Here is a 22,744-nt window from a genome sequence, read left to right on the forward strand (position 1 = left end):
ACGATCGGGGGGTGTCGCGACCGGTCGGGTGTGGGCGGTCCAGTTGCGAGCGGATCCGGGCCGCACTTGCCTGGACAGACGGCGCCGGTCCACCGTCGCGTCCGCGAACGAGCTGGCCGAGGGACGGGACGTCGACCCGGTGCGCACCAGGACGTGGAGATGCCGATATGGAGAACTACCTCATTCCCGTGACCTTCCCGGATCTGGACACGGCGAAGCGCGACGCCGCATCGCTCGTGGACGCGTTGCGCGCCGCCGGCCTGCAGGCACGGATGGTCGCCGACCCTGGCCTGGACTCCCCCGGCGACTCGGGACGACCCGACCCGGGCCCGACCACCCGGGAGCTGCGCCTCCATGCAGGGAGCGCCGACGAGGCCCGCCGGCGCGTCCAGGAGGTGACGGACGGCCAGTTCCCCCGCGGGCTGGTGCTGCTGGGCAAGCCGACGCCGCTCTGACCCGCACCGGTGCGCGTTTCCGGTGCGCTCGGACCTGGAGCGGTAGCGTGTGCGCATGACGACGACCTCGGAGAACTCGCGGTATCTGCGGCTGCTGGGCGAGCAGGTGGGCCACGAGCTGGCGGCGCACCTGCAGTACATGGCGATCGCTGTCTGGTTCGACAGCCACGACCTGCCGCAGCTCGCCGCGCACTTCTACCGGCAGGCGCTCGAGGAGCGCAACCACGGGATGATGATCGTCCAGTACCACCTCGACCGGTCGCTGCCCGTGAAGATCCCCGGCACTCCCGAGGTGCGCAACGACTTCAACGACGTCATCGAGCCGCTCCAGCTCGCACTCGACCAGGAGCAGCAGGTCACCCGGCAGATCGAGGCGATCTTCCGGGCCGCCCGCGACGAGGGCGACGCCCTGGGCGAGCAGTTCCTGATGTGGTTCCTCGAGGAGCAGGTCGAGGAGGTCGCCGCCGCGACCACGCTCGTCACCGTCGCCAAGCGCGCCGGTGACAACCTGTTCGACCTGGAGAACTACGTCGCGCGCGAGACGATCGGCGACGCGGGTGAGTCCGCTGCCGCGCCGAGGGCGGCCGGCGGGGCGCTCTGAGCGAACGGGTTGGTTCTACTCGGTCCGCGCTGTCCCACCACCGCGCCGTCCTCACCACCGCCGTCCTCACCACCGCGCGAGGAGCCTCCGCATCGCGGCCACCTCGGCAGGTACGGGCCGACGCCGGCGGAGCGCGGCGGGTGCTTCCCGCAGGCCCCGGACCACGCCGGACCGGTGGCTCGGGCTCTGTGCCGCGACGTGCCGGATCTGGTCGACAGCGTCGCGCCACGGCAGGCGCATCAGCGCGGTGAGCGTCGCCGCACGGGCGATCCCGTACTGCCGCCCGTTCGGCGGCTGCCTGCTCGGCGACGGGTGATGGTGCACCACCAGGTCCTTGACGTAGGACATCGCCCAGCCGGCTGCCGCGAGGTCGAGCGCCAGCCGCTCCTCCTCGCCGGGGAACCGCACGACAGGGTCGAACCCGCCCGCGGCGAGGAACGCGCTGCGGCGGACCATCGCGGCACACGCCACGAAGCCGAGGAGCGCCTCACCGGGTACGGAGGCGTCCTGCGGCAGGGGCGATGCCGCCATCAGCTCGCTCACCGAGTCGGTGCGCTCCTCCGGCCCGACGAGGATCCGTGCGCAGACGAGACCGAGCCGCGGGTGACCGGCGAGCACGACGGCCGCCCTGTGCAGCGAACCCGGCGCCCACCACGAGTCGTCATCGGCGAAGGCGACGAACTGCGTGGCCGCGGCCCGGACCCCGACCGTCCGGGCCACGGCGCCGACGTTCCGCGGCAGTCGAATGACCCGCACCTCCGGACATGCCGCCGCGACGGCGTCGGGGCTCCCGTCGGTCGAGGCGTTGTCGACCAGGATCACCGGCGCCCGATGGGCGGGCAGGGAGGCGAGCAGGTCGGCTCGGCGGTTCCTGCTCGCGACCACGACGGTGACGCGGTCGTCCTCTGCATCCATCGTGGCCTCCCCCGGTGCTGCGACGTCGTCGGGCCCCTCCCAGCGTGGGGTGGGCCCGGTCCAGACGCATCCGGGGCGGACGACGGTGCAGACGACGGTGCAGACGACAGAGCGGGCGGCGGAGCGGACGCCGCCGGATCACCCGCTCGTGGCGTACCGCTCCGCCACGGCGCGGTAGCGCTCGAGGTAGCGCGGCCAGCCGTCACCAGCGGCGAGGCTCGTGAAGCCCTCCCAGCCCGCGCCGTGCCGGTCGAGATGGCGGTGCTCCAGCACGACCTTGGTCCGCTCCGGCGCCTCGGCGATGAACCGCACCTCGACCTCGCTGGTGCGGTCGGGGTCAGGCTCCACCTGCCACCGCGGGCTGATGTCCCAGGTGATGACGAGCCGGTGGGGCGGCTCGTGCACCAGGACGCGCGCCCAGGTGCAGGTGCTGCCGTCCAGGCCGACGTCGTAGATGGTTCCTCCCGCGCGCGGCTCCAGGACCGTACGTTCGATCGGCACGGACATGAGGTTGTGCTCTCGGGGCTTGATCTCGTCGAAGTGTTCGGTGAACACGCGGAAGGCGTGCTCTACCGGGACGTCGACGGTGATGTCGACCTGCAGTCGGGTCTGGTCCTGCGACGTGGTGCTCATCGAGACGTTCCTTCCGGTGGCGAGGTGGTCGGCTCATAGCTCTGCTCGGCCACGCTCTTGAAGGTGGACAGGGTTTGACTCCAGTAGGACTCCAGCTCCCGACGGAGCCCGTCCAGACCGCCGGGACGAGGCTGGTAGAGCCGCTCACGGCCCTGCTGGTGCACGTCGACCAGGTGCGCGTCGAGCAGCACCCGGAGGTGCTGGGACACGGCCGGCCGGCTGACCGGCAGGTCACGCGCGATCTCGGTCACCGAGCAGCGCCCCCGTGCGACGCGAGCGAAGACCTTGCGGCGCGTCGGATCGGCGAGCGCATGCCACGGGTCGGCGGTCGTTGCTTCCATAACCCGTAAGTTACTACTTACGCGTTTTCCTGTCGATGACTCGGCCGCATTTCCGGGCGCCGCACGTATCACACCCGCGTTCGGCGACTCCCCACTCGTAGTGAAACTGTTGCCCAGCGACTGGGCCACCATGCGCAGAGAGGGATGGGTTCGCGTGATCAGCACGGGCGACCTGCGGGCCGCCGACCGGCGCACTGCGCAGGACGCGGACCGCCGGGCCGGCGTCTCCGAGCTCCGTTCGGCCCTGGCCGGGCTGGGCGTGGCCGGGCCTGCCGGCCTGACCGGTGCCTCGGGAACGCCCGCGATCACACCCGGCCGAGCTCTGGACCGCCCGCTGTGCCGCACGACCCGGGCCGCTCTGCACGACTACCTGACGCGGAGCCTGCTCCCCAGCCGTCGGCGCCGCGTCGAGGCGCACCTGGACGGCTGCGCCGAGTGCATGCGCGCGTTCATCGACGTCCGCGAGACCTCCTGGGCGCTCCGGGGCCTCGGCCGCCGCCTTGCCACTGACGGCCGCCACGGCGGCAGGCACCGCCGCACGCCCCGGAGACGGGTCGTGGCAGCGGGCGCCTGAGGCCGGCGGACGATCGCCTGCCGCGGTTCCCTGCCCGACCGCGCCAGGGCCGGCCGTCACGTCTCGGGCTCCGGCCTCGTCAGTTCATCGTGACAACGATCCCGACAGGGAGAAGGGACGGCGGACGATGCCCACGCTGAACGAGAACGGCGAGGCCGAGCTCCGGCAGCACGTCGACACGCTGGTCCACCGGATCGAGACCAAGGATCTGGCGGGCCTGCGGCGGCTCTACGCGACCGACGTCGTGTCCTTCGACGTCGAGCCGCCGCTGCAGCACGTCGGCCTGGACGCGAAGCTGCAAAGCTGGAGAGGCGTGTTCACGTTCTTCCGCGACGTGCGCTACGAGCTGCGGGACCTGGTCTTCACGGTCGACCGGAACGTCGGCTTCGCGCACGGCTTCGGCCGGCTCAGCGGCACGCTGGAGAGCGGGGCGACGACGAACGGCATGTGGGTGCGGGCCACGCTCTGCTTCCGCAAGGTCGACGAAGCCTGGCTGATCACGCACGACCAGGTCTCCGTGCCGTTCGACATCGCCACCGGCAAGGGTGGCCGACCTCCAGCCCTGACCCAGGGCGCGTGGGTCAGCGGGCGCGCTTGCCGTCGTCCGGGATCAGCCGCCAGGCGACGACAGCGGCGAGCGCGGTCAGCACCGCCGCGACGACACACGCCACCTGCAGGGCGGCGACGAACGCCTCCTGCGCCGCCTCCACGACGTCGGCCCGTTCGCCGGCGACCGCCACCGCCGAGGCGAGCGAGTCGCCGGCCTGGGTCCGGACGTCCGCCGACACGTCGGCGGGCAGCGCGATGCGCGCCCGGTAGCCGAGCGTGACCAGCGAGCCGAGCACCGCGACGCCGAGCGCGACGCCCAGCTCGTACGCCGTCTCGGAGATCGCCGACGCGCCACCCGCCTTGGCCGGCGGCACCGCGGAGACGACGGCGTCCGTGGTCAGGGTCATCGCGAGACCCACGCCCAGGCCGACGGGAACCAGCGCGAGCGCGAGCCACACGTACTGGTCCGCGCCCTCGGCCGCCGCGATGCCGAGCATCCCGAGCGCCGTCACCGCGAGGCCGAGCGCGATCGCTGGACCACGCCCGAACCGCGTGATCGACCAGCCGACCACCACGACCACCACGATGGACGCGATGGTGGCCGGTAGCTCCGCGATACCGGCGCGCAGCGGCGCGTATCCCCGCACGAGCTGCAGGTACTGCGAGAAGAAGAACAGCATGCCGGTGAGCGCGAAGATCGCGATCAGGTTCGCCGCCACGGCGCCGCTGAACGCCGGGATCCGGAACAGCCCGACGTCGAGCAGCGGGTTCCGCCCGTCCGCGACCAGCCGGGCCTGACGCCGGACGAAGCCGAGCCCGGCGAGCACCGCCAGGGCCAGCACCCCGACGGCGAGCAGGTCGACACCCTCGGAGGCCGCGTGCTTGATGGACCAGACCAGCGGCATCACGGCGGCGAACGACAGCACGACCGACAGGACGTCGAGGCGCCCGGGGTCCGGGTCCTTCGCCTCAGGCAGCAGCACAGCTCCGGCGACCACGAGCACCACGACCACAGGGAGGTTCACCAGGAAGACCGAGCCCCACCAGAAGTGCTCGAGCAGCGCGCCACCGACGAGGGGGCCCACCGCGGCGCCGCCACCGGCCGCCGCCGACCACACGGCGATGGCGCGGCTGCGCTCGCGGGCGTCCGGGAACAGCGTCCGGATGAGCGACAGCGTCGACGGCATGATCGTCGCCCCCGCCACGCCGAGCAGCAGCCGGGCGGCGATGAGGACTTCGGCGCTCGGGGCGAACGCCGCGAGGGCCGAGGCGGCACCGAACGCCGTCGCGCCGATCAGCAGGAGTCGTTTGCGGCCGACGCGGTCGGCGAGCGTGCCCATCGCCACGAGCAGTCCGGCGATGGCCAGCGAGTAGATGTCCCCGATCCACAGCACCTGGGTGGCGGTGGCCGCGAGGTCGCGGGTCAGCGACGGAACTGCCAGGTAGAGGACGGTTCCGTCGATCGCGAGCAGGCCGACCGCCAGCACGAGGACGGCGAGCGCGGCCCACCGGCGGCGCGTGGAGAGGACGGGAGCAGAGACGTTCACGAGACAACTGTACCGTCCAGCCGGTACAGTTTGGCCCACCGGGCCCTATAGTGCGTGCCGAAGGAGAGGTGGTGGCGAGTGGGTCGAACGGCGGGCAGAGACCCTGAGCAGACGCGGTCTGCGCTCCTGGACGCGGCGGGCCAGCTGGTCCGCGAGCGCGGCGTCTCGGCCACTCTCGACGATGTCGCGCGCCGCGCGGGGGTGTCCAAGGGTGGGTTGCTCTACCACTTCGCGAGCAAGCAGGAGCTGCTCCTTGCGATGGCGCACGACTGGCTCGAACGGTTCAGGGTGGCCGTGCTCACCGCCGTCGACCCGGACGACGACGCTCCAGGACGCCTGGTCCGCGCCTACGTGCGCACGTCGATCGACGGTGCGCTGGACGCGGCCGCCACGCGGGACGCCCTCGTGGTGATCGCGCACCTGTCGACCGTCGACGCGGTCACCGACCTCGCCCGCGCCGACGCCCTGCGCTGGCAGGAGGACCTGCGGGCGGACGGGCTCCCCGAGGACGTCCTGCTGCTCGTCCTCGCCGCGGCGGACGGCGCCAGCGCCCAGCCGGTCTGGGGCATGGAGCCCGCACCGGAGGAGCTGGAGCGACTCCGCGAGCAGCTGCTCGCTCTGACGGTCGTCGAGCGGTAGACCGCTGCGGATGGTGTCGGCGGATGGTGTCGGCGGAGGGTGTCGGCGGACTGCTCCCGGCGGCCGTCCCCGAGCCGAACCGCAAGTTCCGCGTCTGCCGACGCCGCCCGGGGCGCCGAACCGCAAGTTCCGCGTCTGCCGACGCCGCCCGGGGCGCCGAACCGCACGATGATCGTTGCTCCTGGCGCCGAGCCGCAAGTTAGCAGTCCGCCAACCAGGTCCGCGGGGCCGAACCGCAAGCTGAGCGTGTCATTCGGCGCCGAGCCGCATGTTGCAGGTCCAGACGGACGCCGATCGACGCGTGCTTTGCTGTTCGACGCTGCGTGCGACGGTCAGCTTGCGGTTCGGCACTAAGTTCCGGCCGGATCAACGACCAACTTGCGGCTCGGCGCCGACGTGCAGATCCATCGACGCGCAGCGTGCGGTTCGACACCGGCGGACCGGCCTATGTCCTACGACTTGGACTGTTCGGCAATGTCTGGCCGGCATGGCGACGGTGCCTGATCCTTGTGGTGAACTTCGACCGGCCCAGTCCGGCCCAGTTCGGCCCAGACCGGCCCAGCCCGGCCCAGTCCCGTCTGATTCACCCTGCCTGAACTATCCGGCTGAGCCCGGATCTTCCTGCCACGGCCGAGCAAAGTTCAGGCCACCCGGCACTGCCCATGAGGCTGCGGCGACCAGCCGCTGACGATCAAGCCGGTCTCCCACCGACCAGGGGCGAGAGACCGGAGAGACCTCGAGGTACCAAAGCCCCGATGGCCCCGGCGACCCGCCCCGTGAGGCCCGCTACCGACCGGCCGTCTCGCCGCCCGCGATCCAGCGGTCCGCCAGCGCTTCCGAGCCCCTGGCGAGCATCGCGACGTCGGCTCCGACGAGAACGAAGGACGCCCCTGCCTCCAGGTAGGCCTGCGCTGCCGCCGGGTCGAACGCGTTGACGCCGACGGGCTTGCCTGCGGCCCGCACCGCCTCGAACGTCGCACGAACCGCTGCGGTGACCTCGGGGTGTGTCTGCTGTCCGAGCACACCAAGGGACGCCGCTAGGTCGGACGGCCCCACGAAGACGCCGTCCACGCCGTCGACGGCCGCGATGGCCGCTGCGTTCTCGACGCCGGTCGCGGACTCCACCTGCACGAACAGCGACACGTACCGGTCGGCGTCGGCCATGTAGCCCTCGACCCGGTTCCAGCGCGCACCGCGGGACAGTGCGCTGCCGACCCCGCGGACGCCACGGGGCGGGTAGCGCACGGCCCGCACGACGGCGGCGGCCTGCTCGGCCGTGTCGATCATGGGCACCAGCACGTTCTGGGCGCCGAGGTCGAGCAGCTGCTTGAGCACCACTGCGTCGTCGGACGGCGCCCGCACGAGCGGGGTGACCGGGTAGGGAGCGACCGCCTGGAGCAGTGCCGAGGTGGTCTCCAGGCTGATCGGCGAGTGCTCGCCGTCGATCAGGAGCCAGTCCAGGCCGGCGCCCGCGCAGATCTCTGCCACCAGCGGGCTGCCGCTGCAGACCCACATGCCTATCTGCGGCCGGTCGGCGCCGGCGATGCGGTCGCGGAACGTGGGCGGGAGGGTCAGACGAATCGGCACGAGACGGTCCCCAGCTCTCGGTAGTCGGCCAGCACGGTGTCCCCTGGCTCGACCCAGACCGGCCGGGTGAACGAGCCGGCCAGGATGATCTCGCCGGGCTCCAGCGCGTCGTCGTGCTGGGCCAGCTTGTTCGCGAGCCACGCGACGCCGGTGGCCGGGTGGTTCAGCACGGCGGCCGCGACACCGGACTCCTCGATGGCCTCGTTGCGGTACAGCAGCGCCGAGACCCAGCGCAGGTCGGTCTCCCCGATAGCCACAGGGTTGCCGCCGTAGACCATGCCGCCCATCGCGGCGTTGTCGCTGATCGTGTCGACGATGGTGCGTCCGGCCATCTCGATGCGCGACGACAGGATCTCCAGGGCCGGCACCACGTACTCGGTGGCCCGCAGCACGTCGAACACCGTGACGTCGGGCCCCTTGAGGCCCTCGCGCAGGACAAAGGCGAGCTCCACCTCGATCCGCACGTTCGAGAACCGCGAGTGCTCGATGACCGACCCGTTGTCGAAGACCATGTCCGCGAAGATCGCGCCGTAGTCCGGCTCCGTGATGCCGGTGGCGGCCTGCATGACCTTGGAGGTGAGCCCGATCTTGCGGCCCACCGGGCGGCGCCCCGCCTCGATGCCGCGCCGGCGCCAGGTGTTCTGCACGGCGTAGGAGTCCTCGACGGTCATGCCCGGGTACCGCGCGGTCAGGAGCGGCACCGTCGTGCGCTCCGCCTCGGCGTGGGCCAGCTCGTCCGCGATCGTGGTGATCGTCGCGTCGTCCAGCATGCGCTCCCCCATCAGAGCTGGTGTCCCAGCTTGTACTCGCCCTGCTTCCACGAGGGCAGCGCATCGGCGTCGTCCTCCGGGCGGGTGTACGAGAACCCGTCCGCCCCGATGGTCACCGCCATCTCCGAGGTGTCCGTGCGGGCGACCACGGGCTGCGGGTTGCCGTCCAGGTCCAGGACGAGCGACGCCTCGGTGTACCAGGAGGGCACCACCGGGTTGCCCCACCAGTCGCGACGCTGGTTGTCGTGCACGTCCCAGGTCACCACGGGGTTGTCGGGGTCGCCCGTGTAGTAGTCCTGGGTGTAGATCTCCACCCGGTGCCCGTCCGGGTCGCGCAGGTAGAGGTAGAACGCGTTGGACACGCCGTGCCGGCCGGGACCGCGCTCGATGTGGTCCGACAGCCGCAGCGCGCCGAGCTTGTCGCAGATGGCGATGATGTTGTGCTTCTCGTGCGTGGCGAACGCGACGTGGTGCATGCGCGGCCCGTCGCCACCGGTCATCGCCGTGTCGTGCACGGTGGGTTTGCGACGCATCCACGCGGCGTACGTCGTGCCCTCTCCGTCCTGGATGTCCTCGGTGACCCGGAAGCCGAGGTCCTCCATGAACCTCACGGCGCGCGGCACGTCGGGCGTCACCTGGTTGAAGTGGTCCAGCCGCACCAGGGCACCGGGCGTGTGCAGGTCGTAGCGCCACGCGAGCCGCTCGACGTGATCGACGTCGTAGAAGAACTCGTAGGGAAAGCCGAGCGGGTCGGTGACCCGCACCGAGTCACCGATGCCGCGGGTGAAGCCGTCCGCACGGCGCTCCACCCGGCAGCCGAGCTCGGAGTAGAACGCGACGGCGCGGTCGAGCTCCTCCGGGCTGCGTACCCGGTAGGAGAACGCGGCGACGGCGGCCACTGGTCCCTTGCGCAGCACGAGGTTGTGGTGGATGAACTCCTCGAGGCTGCGCAGGTAGACGGCGTCCTCGTCCTCCTCCGTGACGACAAGGCCGAGCACGTCGACGTAGAAGTTCCGGGAGGCGGCCAGGTCGGTGACCACCAGCTCCATGTACGCGCACCGCAGGATGTCCGGCGGCGGCGCGACGGGCGTCGGGACGGGGTCCGTCGCGGTGATCGGCGCCTCGCTGGTCACGACGGGTCCGGTCGGGTCGGTCATCTTCAGGCTCCCTTGCCAAAAGTCGGGTTGTGCACCTTGCCGAGCGTGATGTGCACGGCCTGCTGGTCGGTGTAGAAGTCGATCGAGCGGTAACCGCCCTCGTGCCCGAGGCCGGACGCCTTGACCCCGCCGAACGGTGTTCGCAGGTCGCGCACGTTGTTCGAGTTGAGCCAGACCATGCCCGCCTCGATCGCCTGCGAGAAGTTGTGCGCGCGCTTCAGGTCGTTGGTCCACACGTAGGCGGCCAGCCCGTACCGGACACCGTTGGCCAGGGCAAGGGCCTCCTCCTCCGTGTCGAAGGGCGTGATCGCCACGACCGGGCCGAAGATCTCCTCCTGGAAGATCCGGGCCGACGACGGCACGTCGGCGAAGACCGTCGGCGCCACGTAGTTGCCGGTCTCGAACCCCGCGGGACGCCCACCGCCCGCCACAAGCCTGCCCTCGGTCTTGCCGATCTCGATGTAGGAGACGACCTTGTCGTAGTGCTCGGGGTGCACGAGCGCGCCGACCTCGGTCTTCGGGTCCTGCGGGTCACCGACGACCACCCGCTCGGCCTGCTCGGCGTACCGCTCCACGAACTCGTCGTAGACGGCGCGCTCGACAAGGATGCGGCTGCCCGCGGTGCAGCGCTCGCCGTTGAGCGAGAAGACTCCGAAGATCGTCGCGTCGATCGCGGCGTCCAGGTCGGCGTCGGCGAAGACGATGGCCGGGGACTTGCCCCCCAGCTCCATCGACAGCCCCTTGAGGTTCGGGGCGGCGTTGGCGAAGATCAGCTGGCCGGTGCTGCTCTCCCCCGTGAACGAGATCAGCGGCACGTCGGGGTGCTTGACCAGCGCGTCCCCCGCCTCCTCACCGAGGCCGTTGACCAGGTTGAACACGCCCTCGGGCAGGCCGGCCTCCTCGAAGATGCCCGCCCACAGCGACGCAGACAGCGGCGTGAACTCCGCGGGCTTGAGCACCACCGTGTTGCCGGTAGCGAGCGCCGGGCCGAGCTTCCAGGACTCGAGCATGAACGGCGTGTTCCAGGGTGTGATGAGGCCGGCGACGCCGATCGGCTTGCGGTTGACGTAGTTGATCTGGCGGCCGGGAACCTTGAAGGTATCGTCCGACTGGGCCACGACCAGATCGGCGAAGAACCGGAAGTTCTCCGCGGCCCGGCGGGCCTGGCCCAGCGCCTGCGTGATCGGCAGGCCGGAGTCGAAGCTCTCCAGCTCGGCGAGCCGCGCGTCGCGCGACTCGACGAGGTCCGCGACCCGGTGCAGGACCCGCGAGCGTTCACGCGGCAGCATCCGGGGCCATGGCCCGTTCACGAACGCGTCGCGCGCCGCGGCGACGGCGCGGTCGACGTCGGCCTTCTTCCCTGCTGCCGCCTGCAGGTAGACGTCGTTGGTCACCGGCTCGAGCACGTCGAACGTCGCGCCGTCGACCGAGTCGACGAACGCGCCGCCGATGTAGTGCTGGATGCGGCCGGGCAGGTCGGCCGGCACGTGGCGGATCGGCTGGTCGTTCGCCTGGTCGTTCGCCTGGTCGTTCGCCTGGTTGGTCACTGTGTCTCCCTGTGTGAGGTCTGGAGGGGCGGGGCTGCGTCGGCACGCGCGTCCAGGAAGGCCCGCATGGTCGCCCAGCGGTGGTTGCGTGCGGCGATCTCGATCTCGAGCGGGTCCGCCTCGCTGGTGATCAGGTCGAGGATGTGGGCGTGCTCGGCCACGGAGGCGTGTGCACGGCCGGGGACGAACGCGAACGTGGAGTCCCGCAGGCCGGACAGCTGGGCCCAGCCCCGGTGGACCATGTCGAGCAACAGCTGGTTGGGGCACGACTCGAACAGCACCGAGTGGAACTGCCGGTTGAGCGCGGTGAACGCGTGCGGGTCGAAGTGGTCGAGCAGGGAGCGCAGATGGTCGTTCACCTCGGTCGCCCGCTGGAGGTCCGCGGTGGAGATGGCGCGCGCCGAGAGCCCGGTAGCGGCTCCCTCGACGACGCCGAGGGCCTGCATGGCGTCGACGTACCCGTTCTCGTCGACCATCGCGACCCGCGCACCGATGTTGCGCTCGTAGGTGACAAGGCCCTCGGCCTCCAGGCGTCGGATCGCCTCGCGGACGGGCACGACGCTCATCGCGAGCTCGTCCGCGATGCTCTGGAGCACGAGGCGGTAGCCGGGGCTCAGCTCGTGGCGCGCTATGCGGTCGCGCAGGTAGTCGTACGCGAGCTGGGACTTGCTGAGTGCGCCGGCGAACGCGACCTCGACGGCCGATGCCGTCGTGTCCCCTGTGGTCATCGTGGCTCCCCCTGCGCCTGGGACTTCGATGACTGGGACTTCCAGGACTCGTAGCGCGCCCGCCACTCGGCGTTCGGGGGGAAGAGCCCGTCGACGGGGTGGCCCGCGGCCACCTGCTGCGCGACCCAGGTGTCCTGCTCCTCCTGCGCGATGGTCGCGTCGGCGACCTCCTCGACCAGGTGCGGCGGGACCACGACCACGCCGTCCGAGTCGCCGACGACGACGTCGCCCGGCAGTACCGTCGCCCCGCCGCAGGCCACGGCGATGTCGGTGTCCCACGGGACGTGCCTGCGACCGAGCACCGCGGGGTGGGCACCCTGGGAGAAGACGGGCAACCCTGTCGCGGCGACGGCGTCGAAGTCGCGCACGCCGCCGTCGGTGACGACTCCGGCGGCACCGCGCACCTGCGCGCGCAGGGCGAGGACGTCGCCGAGGGTCGCGGAGCCCGTCTCACCGCGGGCCTCGATGACGATGACCTCACCAGAGTCCACGGCGTCGAAGAGCCGCTTCTGCGCGTTGTAGCCGCCGCCGTGCGAGACGAACAGGTCCTCCCTGTTCGGCACGAAGCGCAGCGTCCGCGCGCGGCCGACGATCGTCGCGCCCGGCGTGTTGGGCCGGACGCCCTCGATGAGCACGTTGTTCAGGCCACGCTTGCGCAGCTGGGCCGACAGCCCGGCGACCGGCGCGCGCCGCAGCTTGTCGACGAGCTCTGCCGTGAGCACGAACGGCTCCGGCTCGGCCGGCAGGCCGGCGGCTTCGCGGCTCCCCCACGCCTCGGCGCGCTGGGTGTCATCGATCTTCGGGCCCGCTCCGACGTCGCCGAACGGCACGTCGCCCTGCACCACAGTGGTCACGAGGCGGCCCGACGTCGGCGCGCCGGGCGCCGTCGGTGCGTCCACCTCGACCTCGACGACGTCGCCAGGTGCCACGACGCTCGACCCGGCGGGCGTCCCCGTCAGGATGACGTCGCCCGTCTCGAGCGTGAGGTGCTGGGACAGGTCGGCCACGATCTGCGCGAACGGGAAGAGCAGCGCGTCGTCACCGGTGCCGTCCTCCTGCAGGAGCTCACCGTTGACCCAGGTGCGCACCCGCAGCGCGGCCGGGTCGACCGCGCGGGCGTCGAGGAGCTCCGGGCCGATCGGCGTGTAGCCGTCGCGGCCCTTGGAGCGCACGTTCGAGCCCTTGTCCGCCCAGCGCAGGTCGTAGACACCGAGGTCGTTCGCCGCGGTCACGGCGGCGACGTGGTCCCACGCCCGCTCGACCGGCACGTGCCGGGCCGGCTCGCCGATGACCAGCGCCACCTCCCCCTCGAACGCGAGCAGCTCCGTGCCGGCGGGGCGCTCGACCACGCCACCCGTCGCGGCGAGCGAGCTGGTCGGCTTCAAGAAGTACGACGGCGCTGCGGGCCGCCTGCCGCGCTGCTCGGCGCGCGACGCGTAAGCGAGGTGGACGGCGACGATCTTGCCCGGCCGGACTGCGAGCGGCCCGGACGTCGGCAGCTCCCGTGCCGTCGAGGCGTGCGCTTCGGTACCCATGAGCTCCCTTGCCCGTCGTTCCACTGGTCTTCGACGACCTCTGGCATTTCGTATCTCAGATCGTATATGGTCTGAGAAACCACGGCAAGGTCGACCGGACCGAGCACACACGACGGGCCCTCCGACGAGGGCGGGCCCCGGATGACAAGGGAGTCATGCGATGTCACGCCTCACCCCCGACGGACCGACAGCGGCCCGCTCCCCCTCCTCCCGCGAGCGGCGCCGCGTCGTCCTCGCCACCGTCGTCGGCACGACCGTCGAGTGGTACGACTTCTTCATCTACGCCTCCGCGGCAGGCCTGGTCTTCGGCCAGCTCTTCTTCGAGCCGGCCGGTGCGAGCCTCGGGACGCTGCTGGCGTTCGGCTCGGTGGGGGTCAGCTTCCTCTTCCGCCCGTTCGGCGCCTTCGTCGCCGGGCACCTCGGCGACAAGTACGGACGACGCGTCGTCCTGGTGCTCACCCTGGTCCTGATGGGTGTGGCGACCGCCCTGATCGGCCTCCTGCCCACGTACGGCCAGATCGGCATCGCCGCCCCGATCCTGCTGGTCCTCCTGCGGATCCTGCAGGGCATCTCGGCCGGCGGCGAGTGGGGCGGTGCCGTGCTCATGGCGTGCGAGCACGCACCCGTCAAGCGTCGCGGTCTGTTCGGCGCCTCGCCCCAGATCGGCGTCCCGCTCGGCCTGCTGCTCGCGTCTGCCGTGCTGGGCATCATGAACGCCGTCGCGCCCGGCGAGGCGTTCCTCACGTGGGGCTGGCGCGTCCCGTTCCTGCTGAGCGTCGTCCTGATCGGCATCGGTTACTGGGTACGTCGCAGCGTCGAGGAGAGCCCGGTGTTCGTCGAGATCGCCGAGCGTGCCGAGACCACCCGTCAGCCCTTGCTGCAGCTCTTCCGCAAGCACACGCCGCTCGTGATCGTGGCCGCCCTCGTCTTCGCGGGCAACAACGCCGTCGGTTACATGACAACCGGCGGCTACATCCAGAGCTACGCGTCCGACCCGGAGGGCCCCGTCGGGCTTGATCGCGGCCCGGTGTTCTGGGCCGTGACCATCTCGGCCGTCATGTGGCTCGCCTCGACCTGGTTCGCGGGCGCGCTGTCCGACCGGCTCGGCCGCCGCACCACCTACGCCATCGGCTTCGTGGTGCAGCTCGCCGGCGTGCTCGCGCTGTTCGCGCTGGTCAACGGAGCGACGTTCGGCTCGCTGCTGCTGGGCCTGGTCTTCCTGTCCGTCGGTCTCGGATTCACGTACGGGCCGCAGGCCGCGCTCTACGCCGAGCTGTTCCCGGCATCGATCCGCTTCTCCGGCGTCTCGATCTCCTACGCGATCGGGTCCATCCTGGGTGGCGCGTTCGCACCGACCATCGCCACCGCGCTCGTCCAGGCGACCGGCACGACGGCGGCCGTGACCATGTACCTGGCGGGCATGACGCTGATCGGGCTCGCCGCGACGCTCCTGCTGCGCGACCGTACGGGTATACCGCTGGGTCCCGACCACGAGGAACTGCAGGCCGCCAGCCCGATCTACGGCCTGGCCAAGGCCTGAGCCAAAGCCCGAGCCTGAGCAGCACGCCCACCGAGCAGAACGGACGAACAATGCAGTTCCACCACCACGGCTACGTGTCCGGCGACCCGCGCGTCCGGCCGGCCGATGGCTACGGTCTCGAACGGCCGGCCGGGCTGCCCGACGAGGTCGACGTGCTGATCGTCGGCAGCGGCCCCGCCGGCATGATCGCGGCGGCCCAGCTGGCGCAGTTCCCCGGCATCCGCACCCACCTCGTCGAGCGGCGGGCCGGGCGACTCGAGATGGGCCAGGCCGACGGCATCCAGGCGCGCAGCGTGGAGACGTTCCAGGCATTCGGGTTCGCCGAGCGGATCACCGCCGAGGCCTACCGGATCACGGAGATGGCGTTCTGGAAGCCCGACCCGGAGAACCCTGCGAACATCGTCCGCGGCGCCGTCCCGCCGGACGACGCCCACGGGATCAGCGAGTTCCCGCACCTGATCGTCAACCAGGCGCGCGTGCTCGACTACTTCGCCGAGGTGGCCGCCACCGGGCCGGCCCGCATCACCCCGGACTACGGGCTCGAGGCCGTCGGGCTCACGGTCGCCGACACGAGCGACGCCCGCGGCACCGGCCGGGACCCGTACCCGGTCACCGTGACGCTCCGGCACACGACCGGACCTGACGAGGGCACGGAACGCACGGTGCGGGCCGGCTACGTGGTCGGCTGCGACGGGGCGCACAGCGCCGTCCGGGAGGCGATCGGACGCAAGGCCGTCGGCGACCGGGCCAACCACGCCTGGGGCGTGATGGACGTGCTCGCCGTGACCGACTTCCCCGACGTCCGCACCAAGTGCGCCATCCAGTCGCACGACGGCGGGTCCATCCTGCTCATCCCCCGCGAGGGCGGGTACCTGGCACGCTGGTACGTCGACCTCGGAGAGGTGCCGCCCGACGACGCCGGCCGCATCCGCGCGACCCCGCTGGAACAGGTCATCGAGAAGGCCAACGCGATCATCCACCCCTACACGCTGGACGTGAAGGACGTGCCGTGGCACAGCGTGTACGAGGTCGGCCACCGGGTCACCGACGGCTTCGACGACGTCCCGGACCACCTCACCGGCACCCGCACCCCCCGGGTGTTCCTCACGGGCGACGCCTGCCACACCCACAGCGCGAAGGCCGGCCAGGGCATGAACGTGTCGATGCAGGACGGCTGGAACATCGCCTGGAAGCTGGCGCACGTGCTCGCGGGCCGGGCGCCGGAGTCGCTGCTGGCCACCTACTCGGCCGAACGGCAGGTCGTCGCCCAGAACCTCATCGACTTCGACCGCGAGTGGTCGCGCCTCATGGCGACGCCGCCGGAGGACCTGCCGGACCCGACGTACCTCGAGGACTTCTACGTCAAGACCGCCGAGTTCCCGTGCGGTTTCATGACGCAGTACCAGCCCTCCATGATCGTGGCCGACCCGGCCCATCAGGAGCTGGCCACGGGGTTCCCCATCGGCAAGCGGTTCAAGTCCGCTCCGGTGGAGCGCGTGGCCGAGGGCAACCCCGCCCACCTGGGTCACCACGCCCGCGCCGACGGACGCTGGCGCGTCTACGCGTTCGCGGACGCCGCGGCGCCGAGCGAGCCGTCGGCCCTGCGGGACTGGGCGCAGTGGCTGGGCACCTCACCCGACTCCCCGGTCCTGCGGCACACCCCGGCGGGAACGGACCCGGACTCCGTGCTCGACGTCAAGGTCGTCTACCAGCAGGACCACTTCGGCGTGGAGTTCGCCGACGTGCCCGACGTCTTCAGGCCACGCGTCGGCCCGTTCGCCCTGGTCGACTACGAGAAGGTGTACGCGACCGACCCTGCACAGGACATCTTCGAGCAGCGCGGCATCGACCGCGGCGGCGCCGTCGTCGTCGTCCGGCCCGACCAGTACGTCGCCACCGTCCTGCCGCTCAGCGCGACGGACGAGCTCCGGGAGTTCTTCGCCGGGGCGCTCCTGCCGCAGGACACGACGAACGACACGACGAACCCCGAGGAGAAGGCATGACCGACACCCGCGAGTCCGACCTGCTCGCCACAATCCCCGACGGGCTGCTCATCGGCGGCCGGTGGCGGCCCGCCGCAGCGGGAGGCACGCTCACCGTCGCCGACCCGTCGACGGGCGCCACCATCAGGACCATCGCCGACGCCGGCGTCGAGGACGGGGCGGCCGCGCTCGACGCAGCGGTCGACGCCGCGGCGGAGTGGGCGGCAACCCCTGCCCGGGCCCGCGGCGAGATCCTCCGCCGGGCGTTCGACCTCCTGCAGGAGCGCAGGGAGGACTTCGCGCTGCTGATGACGCTGGAGATGGGCAAGCCGCTCGCCGAGGCGCGGGGCGAGGTGACGTACGGCGGCGAGTTCCTGCGCTGGTTCTCCGAGGAGGCGGTGCGGGTCACCGGCCGCTACGGGCCCAACCCCGAGGGGACCGGGCGCATCATCGTCAGCCAGCACCCGGTGGGGCCCTGCTTTCTCATCACGCCGTGGAACTTCCCGCTGGCCATGGCCACCCGCAAGATCGCGCCCGCCCTCGCGGCGGGCTGCACGGTAGTGGTCAAGCCCGCGGCGCTGACCCCGCTGACCACCCTGTACTTCGCGCAGCTGCTGCAGGACGCCGGCCTGCCCGACGGCGTGGTCAACGTGATCACGACCTCCAGCTCGGGCGCCGTCTCCGGCCCCATCATCGCCGACCCGCGCCTGCGCAAGCTGTCCTTCACGGGATCGACCCCCGTGGGCCAGCGGCTCCTGGAGCAGGCGGCGCGCGGCGTGCTGCGCACCTCGATGGAGCTCGGCGGCAACGCCCCGTTCGTCGTCTTCGAGGACGCCGACCTGGACAAGGCGGTCGAGGGCGCCCTCGCGGCGAAGTTCCGCAACATCGGGCAAGCCTGCACGGCCGCCAACCGGTTCATCGTGCACGGGTCCATCGCCGACGAGTTCGCCCGCCGGGTCACCGCTGCGGTGAACGGCTTCGTCATCGGGCGCGGTACCGAGGAAGGCGTGACCATCGGTCCGCTCGTGGACGACAAGGCCGTCGCGAAGGCCGAGGCCCTGGTCCAGGACGCGGTGTCCCGGGGCGCGCGGCTCGCCACCGGCGGGTCACGCGTCGACGGGCCGGGCACCTTCTTCGAGCCGACCGTCCTGACCGGCGTCGCGCCAGGCAGCGACATCCTGCGGGAGGAGATCTTCGGCCCGGTGCTCGCGATCGCCACCTTCGACACCGAGGACGAGGCCGTCGCGCTGGCCAACGACACGGAGTACGGGCTCGTCTCGTACGTCTACACCGAGAGCCTGTCGCGCGGCCAGCGCATGATCGACCGGCTGGAGACCGGGATGATGGGGCTCAACGTGGGCGTCGTCTCCAACGCGGCAGCGCCCTTCGGGGGCTGGAAGATGTCCGGCCTGGGCCGCGAGGGCGGCGCAGAGGGCATCCACGAGTACCTCCAGACCAAGTACACGCTGACGCCTGCCTGATCTCGCCGCCGCAGAGCTGGTTGGGTTCGGGCCTCCGAGACCGCAACCAGCTCTGCACCCAGCCCCCGTACGGACCGCGGCCGGAGCAGGGCTTAGAATCAGGACGTCAAGGCGGACCACCTCGGACCACACCGCCTGCGCTCGAAAAAGGGGCGCGCGACGGGCCCGGAGCCGGGCCCGCACGGGACACATACGGACCGCACCACTCATCCGTCACTGTTTCCCTGGAGGCCCCGTGCCCACCGTTTCCGCCCACGTCGCCCGTACCGTCGCCCGCCACGTCGACCACGTCTTCGGCGTGATGGGCAACGGCAACGCCTGGTTCCTCGACGCCCTCGAGCGCTCGACGACCGCGCAGTTCACCGCCGTCCGCCACGAGGCAGGCGGAGTGGTCGCCGCCGACGCCCACTTCCGCGCGTCGGGCCGCATCGCCGCCGCCACCGCCACCTACGGCGCCGGCTTCACCAACGCGCTCACCGCGCTCGCCGAGGCCGCGGCGGCCCGGGTGCCCCTGGTCCTGCTCGCGGGCGACGAGCCGACGTCGGGCCCGCGCCCGTGGGACGTCGACCAGATCGCGCTCGCGGCCGCCGTCGGCGCCCGCACCTATACGGTGGGCCGCGCGGACGCCGCCGCCACGAGCGTCATCGCCATCGAGCACTCCCTGACGTACCGCGTGCCCGTGGTGCTGGCCATCCCCTACGACGTCGCGGCGCTGGAGGCCGGCCCGGTCCCCGAGGCACCGGAGCCCTCGCTGCCCCAGCCGATGGCACCGGCAGGGCCGTTCGACGCCGCCGCCATCACCGACCTGGCCAAGCGCCTCGCCGCCGCCGAGCGGCCGCTGCTGCTCGCCGGCCGCGGCGCCTGGCTCGCCGGCGCGAGCCAGGCGCTCGGCCGGCTCGCGGATGCGACCGGCTCCCTGACGGCGACCACCGCGCTGGGCCGCGGCGTCTTCCCCGACGGCCGCTACGACCTCGGCGTCGCGGGCGGCTTCGGCGCGGAGCGCGCGATGGAGCTGGTGCGCGAGGCCGACGTCGCCGTCGTGGTCGGTGCGTCGCTCAACCAGTTCACGATGCGCTTCGGCGACCTGTTCGCGCCGGGCACACGCGTGGTCCAGGTGGACACCGCGCCCGCAGCGACCCACCGGCACGTCGGCGGCTTCGTCCGGGGCGACGCCGCGCTCGTGACCCGCATCCTCGTGGACGAGCTCCAGGCCATGGGAGCCACTCCGTCCGGCTGGCGCGAGACGGTGGACGTCGCAGCGGCCCGCCGCTACGAGACCGGACCGGCGGACGGGATCGCGCCGGACGGGCGCCTCGACCCGCGCACCGTCGCGCACCGCCTCGCGAGCCTGCTGCCCACCGACCGCGTCGTCGTCTCCGACGGCGGGCACTTCATCGGCTGGGCCAACATGTACTGGCCGGTCGCCGCCCCCGACCGCATGGTGATGGTCGGCACCGCCTACCAGTCCATCGGGCTCGGCTTCCCCAGCGTCGCCGGTGCCGCTGCTGCCCGCCCCGACGCCGCGGTCGTGCTCACCACCGGCGACGGCGGCGGGCTCATGGCGCTCGCCGACCTGGAGACCGCTGTGCGCACCGCCGGCGGACGCGGCATCGCCGTCGTCTGGAACGACGCCGCCTACGGCGCCGAGGTGCACGTTTACGGGCGGCAGGGCATCACGAAGGAGCCGATGCTCATCCCGGAGACCGACTTCGCGGCGCTCGCCGCAGCGGTCGGCGCGGAAGGCGTCGTCGTGCGCACGCTCGCCGACCTCGACCGGTTGGCGAAGTGGACCTCCGAGCCCGTGACCGACCGCCGCTTCCTGCTGCTCGACTGCCGGGTCTCGGGCGACGTCGTCGCCCCGTACCAGGAGGAGATCCTGCGGGCGAACCGCACCGCTTAGAGCGACCGCCGACCACCGGAGGGAGCGAGGGCGGTCGGCGTCAGGGGCCTGGATGCGCCCTCGCGAGGAACTCGCGCGACAGCGCGACGACCTGCTCGAGGTTGGTCTCCAGCGCCCAGTGGCCGCCGTCCAGGAGGTGCAGCTCGGCATCCGGCAGGTCGCGCAGGTAGGCCCGGGCCGAGCCCTCGGGCATGTACCCGTCCTGCGGACCCCAGGCGATGAGCGTCGGGGGCCGGTACTGACGGAGGTAGGCCTGGTACCGGGGGAACCAGTCGAGGTTCTCGCGCAGACCCTCCATCAGCCCGACCATGATGCGGCGGCGCTCGGGCTGCCGGAGCTGAGCCCAGGCCAGGGCCCACAGCTCGGGCGGGATCAGCTCGGCGAGCTCGTCCCGCACGTCGTTGAGGAACTCCTCGCGGAAGCCCGCCTCGGTCACCGCGTCCTCCAGCATCGCGCGCCCCTCGGGCGTCGGGTCCCGCCAGTAGTCCTGCAAGCCCTGGTACTTCGGCCCCAGCTCGTCCTCGTAGATGTCGCCGTTCTGGATGATCAGCGCCCGCACACGCTGGGGCGCCCTGATCGCCAGACGCAGGCCGATCTGCGAGCCGTAGTCGTGCAGGTACAGGGCGTAGCGACCCAGGCCGAGCCGGTTGGCGAACCGGTCCAGGAAGTGCGCGTACCCGTCGAAGGTGTACTCGAAGTTCTCGGGGCCAGGTGTGTCGCTGTACCCGAAGCCCGGAAAGTCGGGGGCGATCGTGCGCCAGCGGTCGGCCAGCGCCGGCATCAGGTTCCGGAACTCGTACGACGAGCACGGATAGCCGTGCGGAAGGAGGACGACCGGACCGTCCCGGGGTCCGGCCTCGCGGTAGAACACCCTCAGTCCGTCCAGCTCGAGGGTGCGGTGCCGGACGGCGCGGTCAGTGGCTGACGAAGGGGTGTCCATGGTCGCTGCTCCCGGGAGGTCTCGACGGTCATGCGGCGCGGCGCAGCCCACCTGGTCAGTCCACGCCGCAGACCACTCGCTCTCCTCCACCACCATCACCAGGACCCGCCGACCTCGCAACGGAAGCAGCTCTGGGCCACGGCGGCTACATGCCCGCGTGCTCGAACGCGATGGTGGGCGTGGCCGACCGGACCGCTTGCGAGTGACGGGGGCGTTGCTAGCGTCGAACGGCCGACAGAACGCCGTAGACGTCGACCGATCCGCTCGGGGTGATCCGATGACCGCTGACGAGACCAGGCCCCAGGCCGGCGGGAGCGGTGCGCGCACCGGACCTGCGCCGACGGTGACCAGGCGCTCCGTGCTCAAGTCCCTGTCGGTGCTCGGCGGCGCCGGGCTCGTGGGTGGAGCCACGCTCGTCGGCTGCACGCCCGACGCGACCCGGTCCACCGGCACCGCCGCCACCGCGGACGACGTCCACCAGCCCGATCGGCCTCCGCTCCCGCCCGACGAGACCCCGAAGGGTCCTCGCTTCCTCACCGACCAGGAGGTGCGGCTCCTCGAGGCGATGCTCGCGCGCCTCGTGCCGGGCGACGACCAGGATCCCGGTGCGGTCCAGATGGGTGTAGCGACGTACATCGACGGCAAGCTCGCCGACTTCGCCCCCTACGCCGAGCCCACCTACACGCACGGACCGTACGCCGCCGCGTACGAGAGGTCCCCGGACGAGGTGGAGCAGGGCGAGGTGCCTGTCGCGGAGGCACAGCTCTACCGGTACGGGTATCAGGGCAGCCGGGTCCCCCGGGACACCTACCGGCTGGGCCTCGCGGCCCTCGACCGGTACGCGCAGACCCGGTTCGGCCGCTTCTTCGCCGACCTCGGGCAGGACCGCCAGGACGAGATCCTCGTCGTGCTCGACGACTGCAACCAGCGCAGCGAGGCCGCCGACCAGATCACCGGCGAGGCGGCCGGGGACGCCACGAGCGACGCAGGGGCCGGCGTGGTGACAACCAGCGACGACGTGCTGGACCAGGCCGAAGAGGTGTTCGGCGCGGTCGATCCAGGCGGCTTCTTCTCGATGGTGCGCACGGACACGATCGAGGGCATGTTCGCCGACCCTGTGTACGGCGGCAACCAGGACCTGGCGGGTTGGCGGCTCGTCGGGTGGCCGGCGGCGCAGCGCTCCTACTCGCCGGACGAGATGCTCCACGGCACGGACAAGCAGCCTCGGTCGATGCACGGGCTGCCCGTCATGAACCCGGACCGTCCCGACGGTGGCGAGCCCGCGCTCGAACGGCCCCACCACGGCGTCGGGGAGGGCTGAGG

At 71.9% G+C, this 22,744-nt stretch carries 20 protein-coding genes and 1 pseudogene; 10 read left to right on the forward strand and 11 right to left on the reverse strand.

Annotated features, from left to right (window positions below; genetic code table 11):
- Positions 1–167: 167 nt before the first annotated feature.
- Together ACFS27_RS19600 and ACFS27_RS19605 are read left to right on the forward strand one after the other, a co-directional pair.
- Positions 168–455 (forward strand): hypothetical protein, encoded by a 288-nt coding sequence (locus tag ACFS27_RS19600; protein WP_377186195.1) that lies wholly within the window; start codon positions 168–170, stop codon positions 453–455.
- Between the two features lie 55 nt (positions 456–510).
- Positions 511–1,056 (forward strand): ferritin, encoded by a 546-nt coding sequence (locus ACFS27_RS19605; RefSeq protein WP_377186198.1) that lies wholly within the window; start codon positions 511–513, stop codon positions 1,054–1,056.
- A gap of 66 nt (positions 1,057–1,122) precedes the next feature.
- Here ACFS27_RS19605 and ACFS27_RS19610 read toward each other — a convergent pair whose 3' ends face one another.
- The 3 genes from ACFS27_RS19610 to ACFS27_RS19620 all read right to left on the reverse strand — a co-directional run bounded on the left by ACFS27_RS19610 (position 1,123) and on the right by ACFS27_RS19620 (position 2,945).
- Positions 1,123–1,971 carry a glycosyltransferase family 2 protein gene (locus tag ACFS27_RS19610; RefSeq protein WP_377186201.1) on the reverse strand — a complete coding sequence of 283 codons (849 nt, stop codon included), beginning with the start codon at positions 1,969–1,971 and terminating at the stop codon, positions 1,123–1,125.
- A gap of 138 nt (positions 1,972–2,109) precedes the next feature.
- Complete coding sequence (locus ACFS27_RS19615) at positions 2,110–2,604, reverse strand: SRPBCC family protein (RefSeq protein ID WP_377186204.1); 495 nt, start codon at positions 2,602–2,604, stop codon at positions 2,110–2,112.
- Positions 2,601–2,945, reverse strand: coding sequence for an ArsR/SmtB family transcription factor (locus ACFS27_RS19620; protein WP_377186207.1), 345 nt, complete (start codon positions 2,943–2,945; stop codon positions 2,601–2,603). Before ACFS27_RS19620 ends, ACFS27_RS19615 begins: the two co-directional genes overlap by 4 nt.
- Positions 2,946–3,099: 154 nt before the next feature.
- Here ACFS27_RS19620 and ACFS27_RS19625 point away from each other — a divergent pair, with 154 nt between their 5' ends.
- The gene (locus ACFS27_RS19625) at positions 3,100–3,519 is read left to right on the forward strand and encodes a zf-HC2 domain-containing protein (RefSeq protein WP_377186210.1); all 420 of its coding nucleotides are present in this window, start codon (positions 3,100–3,102) and stop codon (positions 3,517–3,519) included.
- Between the two features lie 127 nt (positions 3,520–3,646).
- A pseudogene (locus ACFS27_RS19630) lies at positions 3,647–3,985 on the forward strand (YybH family protein); the annotation flags it as partial.
- A 115-nt stretch (positions 3,986–4,100) separates the two neighbouring features.
- On the opposite strand, the gene ACFS27_RS19635 reads toward ACFS27_RS19630, so the two are convergent.
- Positions 4,101–5,615, reverse strand: coding sequence for an MFS transporter (locus tag ACFS27_RS19635; RefSeq protein WP_377186213.1), 1,515 nt, complete (start codon positions 5,613–5,615; stop codon positions 4,101–4,103).
- Positions 5,616–5,693: 78 nt separating this feature from the next.
- Here ACFS27_RS19635 and ACFS27_RS19640 point away from each other — a divergent pair, with 78 nt between their 5' ends.
- Positions 5,694–6,254: a TetR/AcrR family transcriptional regulator gene (locus ACFS27_RS19640; protein ID WP_377186216.1), complete on the forward strand. Its 561-nt coding sequence runs from the start codon at positions 5,694–5,696 to the stop codon at positions 6,252–6,254.
- Positions 6,255–7,040: 786 nt separating this feature from the next.
- Here the strand turns inward: ACFS27_RS19640 and ACFS27_RS19645 are convergent.
- The 6 genes from ACFS27_RS19645 to ACFS27_RS19670 are packed head-to-tail and all read right to left on the reverse strand — an operon-like array spanning position 7,041 to position 13,578.
- Positions 7,041–7,841, reverse strand: coding sequence for an HpcH/HpaI aldolase family protein (locus tag ACFS27_RS19645; protein WP_377186219.1), 801 nt, complete (start codon positions 7,839–7,841; stop codon positions 7,041–7,043).
- Entirely contained in the window at positions 7,826–8,611 is a 786-nt protein-coding gene (gene hpaH / locus ACFS27_RS19650) for a 2-oxo-hept-4-ene-1,7-dioate hydratase (protein ID WP_377191098.1), read from the reverse strand. Before hpaH ends, ACFS27_RS19645 begins: the two co-directional genes overlap by 16 nt.
- A gap of 11 nt (positions 8,612–8,622) precedes the next feature.
- Positions 8,623–9,768, reverse strand: a complete 1,146-nt coding sequence (hpaD, locus tag ACFS27_RS19655; protein WP_377186222.1) for a 3,4-dihydroxyphenylacetate 2,3-dioxygenase — start codon at positions 9,766–9,768, stop codon at positions 8,623–8,625.
- Positions 9,769–9,770: 2 nt separating this feature from the next.
- On the reverse strand, positions 9,771–11,315 hold the full coding sequence (gene hpaE, locus ACFS27_RS19660) for a 5-carboxymethyl-2-hydroxymuconate semialdehyde dehydrogenase (protein WP_377186225.1): 1,545 nt from the start codon (positions 11,313–11,315) through the stop codon (positions 9,771–9,773).
- Complete coding sequence (locus ACFS27_RS19665; RefSeq protein WP_377186228.1) at positions 11,312–12,043, reverse strand: GntR family transcriptional regulator; 732 nt, start codon at positions 12,041–12,043, stop codon at positions 11,312–11,314. The genes hpaE and ACFS27_RS19665 overlap by 4 nt, the downstream gene beginning before the upstream one ends.
- Positions 12,040–13,578 (reverse strand): fumarylacetoacetate hydrolase family protein, encoded by a 1,539-nt coding sequence (locus tag ACFS27_RS19670; protein WP_377186231.1) that lies wholly within the window; start codon positions 13,576–13,578, stop codon positions 12,040–12,042. Before ACFS27_RS19670 ends, ACFS27_RS19665 begins: the two co-directional genes overlap by 4 nt.
- A gap of 160 nt (positions 13,579–13,738) precedes the next feature.
- On the opposite strand from ACFS27_RS19670, the gene ACFS27_RS19675 reads away from it, so the two are divergent.
- The 4 genes from ACFS27_RS19675 to ACFS27_RS19690 all read left to right on the forward strand — a co-directional run bounded on the left by ACFS27_RS19675 (position 13,739) and on the right by ACFS27_RS19690 (position 20,481).
- On the forward strand, positions 13,739–15,118 hold the full coding sequence (locus tag ACFS27_RS19675; RefSeq protein WP_377186234.1) for an MFS transporter: 1,380 nt from the start codon (positions 13,739–13,741) through the stop codon (positions 15,116–15,118).
- A 50-nt stretch (positions 15,119–15,168) separates the two neighbouring features.
- Positions 15,169–17,121: an FAD-binding monooxygenase gene (locus ACFS27_RS19680; RefSeq protein ID WP_377186237.1), complete on the forward strand. Its 1,953-nt coding sequence runs from the start codon at positions 15,169–15,171 to the stop codon at positions 17,119–17,121.
- A complete protein-coding gene (locus tag ACFS27_RS19685) occupies positions 17,118–18,581 on the forward strand; it encodes an NAD-dependent succinate-semialdehyde dehydrogenase (protein ID WP_377186240.1) in 1,464 nt (487 codons plus the stop codon). The genes ACFS27_RS19680 and ACFS27_RS19685 overlap by 4 nt, the downstream gene beginning before the upstream one ends.
- Positions 18,582–18,816: 235 nt before the next feature.
- Positions 18,817–20,481, forward strand: coding sequence for a thiamine pyrophosphate-binding protein (locus tag ACFS27_RS19690; RefSeq protein ID WP_377186243.1), 1,665 nt, complete (start codon positions 18,817–18,819; stop codon positions 20,479–20,481).
- Positions 20,482–20,521: 40 nt separating this feature from the next.
- Here ACFS27_RS19690 and ACFS27_RS19695 read toward each other — a convergent pair whose 3' ends face one another.
- A complete protein-coding gene (locus ACFS27_RS19695; RefSeq protein WP_377186246.1) occupies positions 20,522–21,421 on the reverse strand; it encodes an alpha/beta fold hydrolase in 900 nt (299 codons plus the stop codon).
- Between the two features lie 277 nt (positions 21,422–21,698).
- Here ACFS27_RS19695 and ACFS27_RS19700 point away from each other — a divergent pair, with 277 nt between their 5' ends.
- Complete coding sequence (locus tag ACFS27_RS19700) at positions 21,699–22,742, forward strand: gluconate 2-dehydrogenase subunit 3 family protein (RefSeq protein WP_377186249.1); 1,044 nt, start codon at positions 21,699–21,701, stop codon at positions 22,740–22,742.
- Positions 22,743–22,744 lie beyond the last annotated feature (2 nt).

It is taken from the genome of Promicromonospora vindobonensis (assembly GCF_042685865.1).
Taxonomy (GTDB): domain Bacteria; phylum Actinomycetota; class Actinomycetes; order Actinomycetales; family Cellulomonadaceae; genus Promicromonospora; species Promicromonospora vindobonensis.